Source organism: Dysgonomonas termitidis (genome assembly GCF_042654545.1).
Taxonomy (GTDB): Bacteria; Bacteroidota; Bacteroidia; order Bacteroidales; family Dysgonomonadaceae; genus Dysgonomonas; species Dysgonomonas termitidis.
Genome location: NZ_JBHSGN010000121.1, coordinates 265,294 through 278,650 on the forward strand (window position 1 = coordinate 265,294; position 13,357 = coordinate 278,650).

The window sequence follows — 13,357 nt, forward strand, 5'->3', positions numbered from 1 at the left end:
GGAATAAATTGTAGTTGTAAGTAAATAATAACCAAATACTATATGGAAACAAATAATCGCAGAGATTTCCTCAAAAAAGCGGCAGTAGCCGGAGCTTCGGCTATTGCGATACCTGCTGTGGCTGCTTGCGGGGGAAAGGCTTCGGATGATAGCAAAACCTTAAAAACGGATGGCTCTATCGAGAGTCGCCTGATAGTATCAAAGGCAAACGGACTCCATATTTCGGGTACGTTCCTGGATGAAATATCACACGATATACCGCATCAGAACTGGGGTGAAAAAGAGTGGGATCTTGATTTTCGCCATATGAAGAATATCGGAATCGATACGGTCATTATGATACGTTCTGGATACCGCAAGTTTATTACATACCCTTCCGAATATCTATTGAAAAAAGGCTGTTATATGCCTTCTGTCGACCTGGTTGATATGTACTTGCGCCTCGCTCAGAAATATAACATGAAGTTTTATTTCGGACTTTATGATTCCGGAGAATATTGGGATACGGGTGATTTGTCTTCCGAAATAGAGCATAATAAATATGTAATAGACGAAGTATGGAAAAAATACGGAGAAAAATATAAAAGCTTCGGCGGATGGTATATAAGCGGAGAGATCAGCAGGAAAACCAAAGGAGCAATAAATGCTTTTTATTCGATGGGCAAACAGTGTAAGGATGTATCGAACGGATTGCCCACATTTATATCACCCTGGATCGATGGCAAAAAGGCTGTAATGGCGGCGTCGGGTCAACTGTCGAAAACAGAATCGGTTTCTGTCCAGGAACACGAAAAAGAATGGGGTGAAATATTTGATGGTATAAAAGGAGCCGTGGATGCATGCGCTTTTCAGGATGGCCATATAGATTATGATGAACTGGATGCTTTCTTCGAAGTGAATAAAAAACTGGCAGATAAATATGGCCTTCAATGCTGGACAAATGCCGAGACTTTCGACCGTGATATGCCTATAAAATTTCTCCCTATCAAATTCGACAAACTGCGTATGAAACTCGAAGCTGCTAAACGTGCGGGTTATGATAAGGCTATTACATTTGAGTTTTCACATTTTATGAGTCCTCAGTCGGCCTATCTCCAGGCAGGGCATTTATATGACAGATATAAAGAATATTTTGAAATAAAATAAAAGAACAGATTTATGAATTCTGCTGTAAATATAAAATATATAAGTTTTTTATCTGTGGTTGCGGCTTTGGGAGGTTTTCTGTTTGGGTACGATACTGCGGTGATCTCGGGGACGATAGCGCAGGTTTCCGCTCAGTTCTCTCTGGATGCCATGTCTCAGGGCTGGTATGTGGGATGTGCCCTTATCGGTTCCATATTCGGCGTTATGTGTGCCGGGATACTTAGCGATAACTTTGGTCGGAAAAAAACATTACTGGTAGCAGCCATACTCTTCTCTATATCTGCTGTCGGTTGTGCTCTATCTTCAGATTTTAATCACTTGGTGATGGCTCGCGTTGTCGGAGGTATTGGTATCGGTGTTGTATCCATAATTTCACCGCTTTATATTTCTGAAATTTCGGTTGCCGAATACAGGGGGCGATTGGTATCACTCTATCAGCTTGCTGTAACAGTGGGGTTCCTGGGGGCCTACCTTGTAAATTATGCATTGTTGAATTATTCAACAAACGGGGCGGAACAATTATCGGACCCTGCATTGTATCATATTTTCCATAGCGAAGTGTGGCGGAGCATGCTGGGAATGGCGGTAATACCGGCCTTGCTGTTCTTTGTTATTATATTCTTCATCCCCGAAAGCCCCAGATGGCTGATATTGAAGAATCGTGATGTAAAGGCCGGATCGATACTGAAACATATATATGGTTCGGTGGAGACTGCTGCATATGAGATGAACGAAACTAAAAAAGTAATAGGAAGTGAGACTAAATCTAACTGGCGTATTCTGCTAAAACCGGGTATAAGGAAAGCTGTCGTAATCGGTGTGGCAATTGCTATGCTGGGCCAATTTATGGGAGTCAATGCGGTACTTTATTACGGGCCTTCCATTTTCGAAAGCAGTGGCTTGTCAGGTGACGATTCACTTTTCTATCAGGTGATCGTAGGATTGGTGAATGTGTTGACGACCATTCTGGCAATCTTTATCATTGATAAGATAGGGCGTAAGAAGCTTGTGTACTATGGTGTTTCGGGTATGATAGTTTCACTCCTTCTTATTGCATTCTATTTTGTTAAAGGAGGTGATTTAGGCATATCTAATGTATTATTGCTCATATTCTTCCTTGCTTACATCTTTTTCTGTGCCGTATCTATCTGTGCTGTTATCTGGGTTTTGTTGTCGGAGATGTATCCGATCAAAGTGCGGGGGCTGGCCATGTCGATTGCCGGATTTTCGCTTTGGATCGGGACATATCTTATCGGACAGCTTACCCCGTGGCTGTTGCAGAACCTGCGGCCCGAAGGTACCTTTATTCTCTTTGCGGTTATGTGTGTGCCGTACATACTTATTGTGTGGAAATTAGTCCCTGAAACAACAGGCAAATCGTTAGAAGAAATAGAAAAATTCTGGGAAACATAAATCAGAAAAGTACTATATAAAAATACAATCTTATGGATTTTAAAAAATTAGAGAAGCAGTACAAATCGGAGCTGCTGGACAATGTATTGCCTTTTTGGCTCAAAAACTCTCAGGATAAAGAGTATGGCGGATATTTTTCCTGCCTCGACAGGGATGGGACAGTATTCGATACCGATAAGTTTATTTGGCTGCAAGGGCGCGAGGTGTGGATGTTTTCCATGATGTATAACAATGTGGAAAAACGGCAGGATTGGTTGGACTGTGCCGTTCAGGGCGGGGAATTTCTCAAAAAGTACGGGCACGATGGTAGTTACAACTGGTATTTCTCTCTTGACCGGGAAGGTAATCCCTTGGTAGAGCCTTACAATATATTTTCATACACATTTGCCACCATGGCATTCGGGCAATTAAACAAGGCTACGGGTAATGAGGAATATGCAGAAATAGCACGGAAGACTTTCGATATTATTTTATCAAAAGTGGATAACCCGAAAGGGAAGTGGAACAAGGCGTATCCGGGGACACGGAACCTGAAAAATTTCGCGCTGCCGATGATCCTTTGCAATCTGGCTTTGGAGATCGAGCATTTGTTGCCGGAAGAGTTCCTGAATAAAGTGATGGATGACTGCATCCATGAAGTGATGGAAGTATTTCTAAGGCCCGAATTAGGCGGACTGATAGTAGAGAACGTGACCGTAGAAGGCGAATTGTCCGATACGTTCGACGGCCGCCTGATGAATCCCGGACATGCCATTGAAGCTATGTGGTTTATTATGGATCTCGGACATCGCCTCAACAGGCCCGAATTGATAGACAAGGCTGTAGAGACAACTTTAAAAATGATTGATTACGGCTGGGACAAGGAATACGGAGGTATTTTTTACTATCTGGACCGTCTGGGACGCCCGCCGCAACAATTGGAATGGGACCAGAAATTATGGTGGGTGCATATCGAGACACTGATAGCATTAATAAAAGGATATTACCTGACAGGAAATCAGGAATGCGCGGAATGGTTTGAATCAATACATAATTATACATGGCAACACTTTAAAGATAACGAATATCCCGAATGGTACGGATACCTTAACAGGCAAGGTGACGTCTTATTGAGCCTTAAAGGAGGAAAATGGAAAGGATGTTTCCACATTCCTCGCGGACTATATCAGATATATAAGACAATATCTGAAAACCAGAATGATCTATGATTATTATAATTATTAAATTCAATGAAAAACAAAAGAAATTGCTAACATTTTAACATCGACACTATGAAGATTAATTACGATGAAAAAAGAAAGCGCAGATATCCTAAATTTATATGGATATTATTATGTGCTTTTATGTGTCTGTCCAATGCTTATTCCCAAAAAACAATAACAGGGAAAGTTACTGACTCTCATCAGGAAGCGTTGGCTGGTGTTTCCGTCGTGTTGAAAGGCGCGACTGTGGGTACGTTTACGGATATAGACGGTGCGTACAAAATCACGGTACCTTCCGGTGATGCGTCGCTTGAATTCTCGTTTCTGGGTTTTAAGCCTCAAACTGTGATAGTAGGAAATCGCTCTCAGATAAATATCGCATTGGTCGAAAATCTGAAAGAACTTGACGAAGTGGTGGTTGTGGGATACGGTGTCCAAAAACGCGCCCATCTGACAGGTTCTGTTTCTCAGATTACCTCTGAAGACATTGTAAAAGCACCAATGCAGAATGTATCGAATATGCTTACGGGTAAACTGCCCGGATTGACCAGCCTTCAGCGGTCGGGCAAACCCGGCGATGACGGGGCAACGTTCTATGTACGCGGATTGAATTCATTTGCCGGAGGTAACGGTCCTATGATAGTTGTTGACGGGGTACCGCGCACAATAGACAATTTGAACCCGAACGACATCGAAAGTGTCTCCGTGCTGAAAGATGCGGCGGCATCGGTTTATGGTATTCAGGGAGCGAATGGAGTTATCCTGATTACTACAAAATCGGGAAGCGAAGGTCCTGCCAAAATCTTTTATGACGGATCTATGACATGGACAGCAAATACGGCGATGCCCGAGTATCTGAACGCCAGGGATTATATGTACTGGCACAATAAAGCAAGCCAGATGGACGGGCTCGATCCTCTGTGGACAGCCGGTATCCAGAATAAAGTGATGAGTAACGACCCCAACAGTGTATTTGGCCAGACCGACTGGCTGGATAAAATCTTCAGAACCGGAATAACTCAGCAACATAATATTTCGGCCTCAGGCGCCACCGAAAGAGTGAAATATTATGCGAGCATAGGTTTCATGAATCAGGAGGGAACATTGATAAATACAGGCTTAAAGCGTTATAATGTGCGCACAAACCTTGATATTCAGGTGGCTAAAAATCTGAAATTCAGTATAGGTTTGTCTGGAGACCGCAGGGATCGGCATTGGCCGGGTACGGCTATTGGCAACCAAACCGAATTCAGCCCGATCAGGCAGGCTATAGCAGCCATACCTATCTTCAAGTCCGAATATGACGGTATGAATGTGGCATGGAATAACGGGACGTACAATAATAACGGTTATGCCGCTCTGACAGAATCGGGTTGGAAGAACAATACCCAATGGCAACTCAACTCTAATTATAAACTGGAATACGACCTTTCCGGTCTGACGGATGTATTGAAGGGATTGAAAGCATCAATATTCGCCGCTTATAATTACAGCAATACTACCGATGATAATTACGACCGTTACTACGAGGTATATTCTATCAACGGAAATTTTGATCAGGGAGTTTCCGGAGCCAGCGGATATACAAAAGGTAATTCATATTCCAAATCGGCGTCGTGGGGCGATACATGGATGTTGCGCCCGCAACTTGATTATTCCCGTGAATTTGGTAAACATTCCGTGAGTGCGACACTGTTATTCGAAACGGAAAAAAGCTATTCGAATACAATGACAGGAGCAGCCCGCGGATTTTACAGTGATGTTGCCGTCGATATAAGCATGGGGTTACTCTCCCTTCCGAAAGGCTGGCAGGCAGTAACCGGGTCTCACGGATATTCCGGAGGAACCGCATCATATGTAGGACGCCTTAATTATATGTATGATAAAAAATATCTGGCCGAATTAGTGGTCCGCCGTGATGGATCTTATGTATTTGCGCCAGAGAACCGTTGGGGTACTTTCCCGATGGCTTCGGTAGGTTGGGTGATTTCGGAAGAAGAATTCTTTTCCAAAGCCTTTCCGAATGTAGATTTCTTTAAAATCAGAGCCAGTGTAGGAACTGCAGGTAACATGAACAACAACATACCTTGGTTGTACAAGTCGGAATTTGAAGTTGCAAAAAATAGTATGGTACTAGGCGACAACCCTATCACTCAGCTCTATACTAAAAACGCCTACCTTTACCAGGATGTGACGTGGGCTTCCACCATCTTGTATAATCTGGGTTTCGATTATACCATGTGGAAAGGTAAACTGGGCGTAGAACTGGATTTATTCTATAAACGCACTTATGATATTATACAAACTCAGTCTGGTGCTTACCCTCCTTCATTGGGCGGACTTTTCCCTGCAATCATGAATTCAGGGGAAGTTGAGAATAAAGGTTTTGAACTCACACTGAAACACGATAATCGTATCGACCGGGATTGGAGTTACGGACTAAAAGGTAATTTTTCATTTGCCCGCAACCGTGTGCTGAAAATAGTCAATCCGGACGATCATCCTCTCTATCGCAGTCAGGTAGGCAAATCCATGAATGCAAGATATGGCTTTAACGCTCTCGGATTGTTCCAGAGCCAGGAAGAAATAAACAACTATCCGATGGCGCCATCAGGGAACTTGCGTCCGGGGGACATAAAATATGAAGATGTGAATGGCGATGGTATCATCAGTCAAAAATATGATTATGTAAAAATCGGATATGGGGATGTTCCTGAAATCACTTTCTCGCTTGATATGAACCTGTCATACAAAAACTTTTATGCCACATTATTATGGCAGGGTGTTACGAATACCGACTATACACTGTCCGGTACATATGACTCAGGCGTGATCTCATCCACAAATTATACAGCCTCATTCGCAGAGAATGGTAATTCGCCTTACTATCGTATCGAAGGAGCATGGACGCCTGAAAATCCAAATGCCAAATATCCGAGATTGACTACTGTAAATAGCGGAAACAATGCATGGCATTCTACATGGTGGCTGGTGAACGGTGAATACCTGCGCCTGAAAAATGCGAATATCGGATATAATGTTCCTTCTAAAGTGTTGAAGAGCACTCCGTTTAGCTCGGTGAATATCTATCTGGCAGGAACCAACCTGCTTACGTTCAGTCATTTCAAATATGTTGACCCCGAAAGCCCGTCGGTAAGTAACGGATATTATCCGCAACAAAAAACCTACAGTTTGGGACTTAAAGTAACATTCTAATAATGTAAGGAGGAAAAAAAATGAAAAAGAGAACAATTATAAAATTATTAAGTGCCGTCGCCTTAACTCTGTGTATGCCTTCCTGCCATGACGCTCTCGATTTGGAGAATACAAGAGTATTGTCGAGCGATGCAGTCTGGGGTTCGTCAGAGGCAGCCGACTTGTATATCACAGCATCTTATAAAACCTTTACCGATGTTTCGCAGGTGAGCAATAGCCGCAACGTATTCTACGACAGCTATTCCGATCTGATGAAATCCACATCGTGGGAATTGTATAACCATCCATATAATAAAGTTTTATTGCAAGCCAGCTCATTCTCTACCGGGAACGCAGGCGCGTTTGAGTGTTGGGGATTATATAGTGACCGTATTCGCCGTGCTAATGCTTTGCTGGACGAAATGAAGCGTTACAACGCTGACAGCAAGTTCGGCGAAGATTGGTGCAATATACGCCGCGCAGAAGTCCGTCTGTGTCGTGCTTTCACATATTACCGCCTGATTCGTGTGTACGGAGGCGTGGTGCTTCGCACGGATGTTTCCGGTATAAACGGTGGATTAGACGATGGTGCCTACGAGGAAGATGTACACAGAGCCCGTCTCACCGAAGCCCAGAGCTGGGACTTTGTAATCAGTGAATTGCAATGGGCCGCCGAACGCTTGCCTGATTCATGGCCTGCCGAATGGGAAGGCCGTGCGACAAAGAAAAGCGCTTACGGATTCCTTTCAAGAATGGCTTTATACGCCGGTAAATGGCAGATAGCCGCAGATGCTGCCGAAAAAGTGAAGGAATTGGGTGGCGCTCTGGCTCCGGACTATGCGAAAGTGTTCCAGGTAGATGGAAAACAGGATAACTCGAAGGAAATCTTATTCGCATTATACTACAAGCCAAGTGCCTCGGACACAGATCCCGGCGTACCTCACAGTTTCGACCAGTACAACCGGCCTTTCGGTGACAGGGCCGTTTACAAGACGGACGCTATATATGCAGAACATGTACCGACCGGCGAGTTGGCCGATATGTATGAGTTTAGTGATGGAACCGATTTTAGCTGGAGTACTTATACTCTTAATCATACAGATCCTTACACCGACAGGGAACCCCGTTTCCATGCCACTATATTGTATAATGGCAGCCAATGGGAAAGTCGCGAAATACAGACGTGGGAAGGTGGAGCCGATGAATTTAAAGATTTCACCATGTCGGCGAGTACCAGCGGACATACCTGCACAGGCTATTATCTGCGTAAATATTTACAGGAGAATTACACCCGTTTTGTAGAGCAGGGAAGCTACCAGTACGATGCGGTACTCCGTTATGCCGAGGTATTGCTTAATAAGGCCGAGGCGTATGCCGAACTGGATTATATCCGCTACAAGACCCAGGCTTTGGGTGCATTGAATGAAGTACGGGCCAGAGTAGGATTACCTGCGAAAGACGCCGCGACCAAAGAAGCGTTTATGACGCTGTTGCGTAAAGAACGCTGTGTGGAACTGGCTGGCGAAGGTTTCCGCTATTGGGATTTGCGTCGTTGGAAACTGGCTGAAAACGTTATTAATGGACAAAATGCGCATGGAGTAAAAGTAACGAATGATAATGGATCTTACACTTATGCCAGAGTAAATTGCGATGCGGGAACTCCTCGTATATTCCTCGAAAAATATTACTATTTTTCACTGCCTACGGCAGAACTTGCCAACAATAATAAATTAGGCGGAAATAATCCATATTGGTAAATCATAAAAAATATCGGAAATGAAGAGAATAACTAAAATAGGAGCATTGACTCTGAGCATCTTATTGACAGTCTTGTTATGGAGATGTACCGATGCCGATGAAGATCATGTGCATAATACTAATACAATCTCGCAAATGATTTGTAAAGCGCAGCATGGTGCCAGTGAATTTCGTGGAGAGATTATGGAGTACGACAAAAATGGCAACCTTGTAAGCGGTGATTTCACCCAGGAACAGGTGGACGGCGGTTACGGGCTGATTCTGTTTGCGATTTCCAAATCGCTGGAAAATGATGTGGATCTGAAGAATATCTATTTAACGGCAACAGTGACATATGATGAAATCATCACGCCATCTTTGTCCGGGAGACATGACATTACGGGCGAAGGTATTATAATTACCGTGAAGTCGGGAATAGGAACCACACGCCAATACCGTGTAAGAGGTTATTATGAATAACTTTTATTATTTATATAAAAATTATTTCGTTATGAAAAACTTAATCTTTAATATATATTCAATATTGGCTCTTTGCTGTGTCGTTTCGTTCGGTGCTTGTAAAGATGACGATCTGAACAGTGAAGCGGAAATAACCCTGTCTTTTTCGGTTAAGGGGACAGTTGGGGATAAACCTGCTGTTTTTAGGGGAGTGATTAATGGCGACAATACAGTCACCATTAAGGTTTCGCCTTATATTGACGCGGAAGAAGCGCTAAAATCGGCTGTGCCCACTTTTTATCTGTCGAAGGGGGCAACAGTGACACCTGATCCGGCTCTTCCTCAAAACTTTGCGCAGGCTGGAGGTGTGAAATATACCATTACCTCGGAAGATGGAAAAAACAAGCGTGATTACACAGTGGGGTGGGGTATTTCCGATCAGTTGCCATATGGTCAAGGATTCAGTTACGCGGAGATAGGAACAGCGAAAAAATTCGATCAGATGGGTTATCCGGGCAAACAGAATGATTTCAGCTTCGCTGATTCGAAACTGTATGGCGACTTGTTGATGTATCCCGCCTATTGTGGCGATTACATCGTGATGCTTTCACGTGCATACGTCAACGCCGACCCTGCCTCTCCGTATTGTATCAAAGTAGTGGATAAAAACACGCTGAACGATGCCGGTTCATTCAATTTGGGTTCTATCTCCGTAGCAAATCTGAAATTGATTACATCCGATTTTAAGGGAAATCTTGTCGGACTTGTGGTCACCGGAAACGAAACGGAATTTTTCTACTGGACCAGACCGACGGATGCTCCCAGATCGGTGGGTAAAATAGCTGTGAATATGGCATCGTCTACCGATGGGTCGGCTAATTTCCAGGTAGCAGGCGATATTACAGGTAATGCTTGGATTACGGCTTTGGCTCCGCGCGGGGCAAAAGGCGAACATTACCGTGTCAAGGTTACCGGAGGACAACTCGCATCGAACTACTCTACGATAGAAACCGGTTTTTCAAGTGGCGACAGTGCCGGATTCCAGATGATTTCCCCGCTTGACGACTCCGACTCTCCAAACTACGTAGTGGGTGACACCGAAGGCACGGCGGGTGCAGCCAATTCGATTCATTGCTACATTAATACATTCTCAGGGTTGACTACTTCGACTATGCCTCCGCTTTGGCAGAATACACTCCAGGCATGGTGGGTCGGAACCGGATTCGCCACAGCCCGTACAGGCGGACGTGCTCCGGTAGTATGTGGAATGGTTGTCAACGGGAAGAGCTATGTGGCGGTAACCAGTGGAACAGCATGGTGGCACGCGGCCGCAGTGTTGACATCCGATCTGCAAACACTGGCTCATCAAAACCTGAATATAGCTGAAGGCATAAACCGTAACTGGAGCTATGGTTCATGGGTGGACTGGTACTGGAGCGAAGAGAACAACGAAGCTTATTTGCTTGTTTGGGCCGGCAGAGTAGGATTGTACACCTATAAACTGACTTGTTTCGAATAATTACCCGATTACCGGAAAGCCTCTTTCAAAAACGGGGGCTTTCCTTTTCCATCCGGAAGAACCGGATATTTATTGTTAATTGATATGAGAAATATTCTAATCTTATTTTTTATAGCGTTTGTATGCGCTGCTTGTTCCACCAAGGAGAAAGAAGCCGACACCGGAAAACCTAAATTACTCTGGCTGGATGCCGAAGCTAATTTCAAACGTTTTTCGGATAAGGATAGTATACGCTTCTATTTAGACCTTGCTAAAAATACAGGATTCAACGGAATTGTGGTGGATGTGCGCCCGATGGCGGGAGATGCGTTATACAAAAGTAAAATGCTGAAACCCCTGACGACATTCGGAGACGGTTATGTGTACGAACGGGACTGGGACTACTTGCAATTCTTTATAGATGAGGCCCGTAAGCGGAATATGAAAGTAACTGTTTCTGCCGGAATACTTTCTGCCGGACTGGTCAGGCAAAAAACAGGAACAGCCTATGAAGATGCTTCCTGGGACGATAAAGTATGCATCGCTTATACGCCCGACGGCTTGAAAAATATGAAGGAAACCGGCGAATACGCTGTTTTCCTGAATCCTGTGTTAAAATCCGTGCAGACATTTATTACGGAATATATTTCAGAAATTGTATCCAATTACGATTTCGATGCTTTTACTTTGGATTATTGCCGTTATTGCAATGCTAATTACGACTTTTCGGATTCGACACGTGTGGCATTTGAAAAATTCATCGGAGAGAAAGTGGATCATTTCCCTGAAGATATTTTTACTTATAATGACAAAGCAGAACGTATCCCGGGCAAATATTACAAGCAGTGGTGGGAATTCCGCTCCACTACTATTACAAACCTTATAGGCAATATCCGGAAGACAATAAAAGACAAAAAGCCTGATATGCAGTTGGATTACTGGGCGGCCTCGTGGATACATTCTATCTATGGAAACGGGCAAAACTGGGGCAGTAAGAAACATTATGACCCATCAGAAATGTTTCCTGAATGGGCTTCGGAGACCTATAAAAATACGGGCTTTGCCGATCAGTTGGATGTATTCATGCTGGGTTCATACCTGTATGATGTATACGGGCTGGATAATAACGAATCGATAGAATATGCGATAGACCGCGCGTACAAACTTATTGGTGATGACTGTGAAATATACGGGACAGTCTATGGTGAGAATAATATAAAAAATATGGAAGACGCCGTGTATGTATGTCTCACCCAGAGTGCCGGACTGATGGTATTTGATATTGTACAGGTGATAAAATATAATATGTGGGACGATATCAAGCGAGGTATCGGACGCGCAGAGGAAAATAATAACTAAGAAGAAAAAACAATGTATCCTAAAATTTATTTACGCATGATTAGATATATATTATTACTACTGGCAGTTCTATGTTCAGTGATAAGTTGCTCCGGTGATGATGGCGGTAACGGTGATAATAAACCCGAGATTCCGATAGATGTGGATAAACCGCCTATGGCTGATAAACCGATACAAATGTGGATCGACGCCCATGCGAACCTTACCCGTTTTTCAACTAAAGAAGCGATTAAGGGAGCATTGGAAAAAATGAAGGCTACGGGCTTCAACGAAATCTATGTGGATGTGAAGCCGGGCATCGGCTATGCCCTATACGATAGTGATATTCTGCCCCGGCTAACCAAATGGGACACTGAAACGGTGACACGCGATTGGGATTATCTTGGATATTGGATTGAAGAAGCCGAACGCCAGGATATTAAAGTCATCGCAAGCATATCCACACTTGGATTCGGATACACGAGAAAGAAAGAGGGGTTGATCTATGATGACCATACATGGGATGGCAAAACGCAAATGAGGATGAATAACAACAATCCGAACGACTTGGTGGATATACGCAATGAGGAGAATGTAGACGCCGCGATGTTGAATCCATGCCTGCCTGAAGTACAGTCATTCGTCATTTCCATCATAGGAGAAATAGCTACGAAATATCCTAAACTAAAAGGGATATGCCTGGATTATTGCCGTTGGTGGTACGATAACTATGGGTTCAGCGACGCTACTATCTCGGCCTTTCAGGCATATAGCGGGGAAACAGTGACCAACAGGAACAATATTCTTACGTCGACCGGAGCGCCGGGACCTCAATATCAGAAGTGGATAGAATTCCGTTCGATGACGATAACCAATCTGATAACGAATATCCGCTCGAAGGTGAAATCCATTAATCCGAATATGGAACTTCACTTGTGGGCATCGGCCGACTGGGGTTCACGATATGGTGTAGGCCAGAATTGGGCCAGCAAGAATTACAAACCGGATGGTTGGCAGTTTACAAGTAATTATAGCAAAACAGGGTTTGCCGACCAGTTGGATGTATTTTCGTTAGGTGCGTATGCCGATGCTATTTGGAAATCCGAAGCTCCTAATTCTGTTTGGTCTGTAGAGAATTTTGTGGCTACATACAATAGATTTACAATGGGTGATTGCAAAGTAAATGGTTCGATAAATACACCTGCATATGGAAGCAATGCTTCCAAAGTTTCGGATGCTGTATATCTATGCCTCAAAAACACAGACGGACTGATGGTATTCGAGATATCGCATGTTATTAATTTCAATCAATGGAACGCGATAAAAGACGGGATAAATCGCGTATATAAATAATAAACAGAAATAAAAA

9 protein-coding genes are annotated in these 13,357 nt (G+C 43.7%); all 9 read left to right on the forward strand.

Going from position 1 to position 13,357, the window contains the following annotated elements; genetic code table 11:
- The first annotated feature begins 42 nt into the window (after positions 1-42).
- The 9 genes from ACFO6W_RS20785 to ACFO6W_RS20825 all read left to right on the forward strand — a co-directional run bounded on the left by ACFO6W_RS20785 (position 43) and on the right by ACFO6W_RS20825 (position 13,341).
- A complete protein-coding gene (locus ACFO6W_RS20785) occupies positions 43-1,146 on the forward strand; it encodes a DUF4434 domain-containing protein (RefSeq protein ID WP_380000029.1) in 1,104 nt (367 codons plus the stop codon).
- Between the two features lie 12 nt (positions 1,147-1,158).
- Entirely contained in the window at positions 1,159-2,559 is a 1,401-nt protein-coding gene (locus ACFO6W_RS20790; protein WP_380000031.1) for a sugar porter family MFS transporter, read from the forward strand.
- A gap of 32 nt (positions 2,560-2,591) precedes the next feature.
- On the forward strand, positions 2,592-3,767 hold the full coding sequence (locus ACFO6W_RS20795; RefSeq protein WP_380000033.1) for a n-acyl-d-glucosamine 2-epimerase: 1,176 nt from the start codon (positions 2,592-2,594) through the stop codon (positions 3,765-3,767).
- A gap of 63 nt (positions 3,768-3,830) precedes the next feature.
- Positions 3,831-6,977 (forward strand): SusC/RagA family TonB-linked outer membrane protein, encoded by a 3,147-nt coding sequence (locus tag ACFO6W_RS20800; RefSeq protein WP_380000035.1) that lies wholly within the window; start codon positions 3,831-3,833, stop codon positions 6,975-6,977.
- A gap of 20 nt (positions 6,978-6,997) precedes the next feature.
- A complete protein-coding gene (locus ACFO6W_RS20805; protein ID WP_380000037.1) occupies positions 6,998-8,713 on the forward strand; it encodes a RagB/SusD family nutrient uptake outer membrane protein in 1,716 nt (571 codons plus the stop codon).
- Between the two features lie 19 nt (positions 8,714-8,732).
- Positions 8,733-9,173, forward strand: coding sequence for a hypothetical protein (locus ACFO6W_RS20810; protein ID WP_380000039.1), 441 nt, complete (start codon positions 8,733-8,735; stop codon positions 9,171-9,173).
- A 31-nt stretch (positions 9,174-9,204) separates the two neighbouring features.
- Positions 9,205-10,671, forward strand: a complete 1,467-nt coding sequence (locus ACFO6W_RS20815; RefSeq protein ID WP_380000041.1) for a DUF5018 domain-containing protein — start codon at positions 9,205-9,207, stop codon at positions 10,669-10,671.
- Between the two features lie 84 nt (positions 10,672-10,755).
- A complete protein-coding gene (locus ACFO6W_RS20820; protein WP_380000043.1) occupies positions 10,756-12,009 on the forward strand; it encodes a family 10 glycosylhydrolase in 1,254 nt (417 codons plus the stop codon).
- 36 nt (positions 12,010-12,045) lie between these two features.
- Positions 12,046-13,341 (forward strand): family 10 glycosylhydrolase, encoded by a 1,296-nt coding sequence (locus tag ACFO6W_RS20825; protein ID WP_380000045.1) that lies wholly within the window; start codon positions 12,046-12,048, stop codon positions 13,339-13,341.
- The last annotated feature ends 16 nt before the right edge of the window (positions 13,342-13,357 follow it).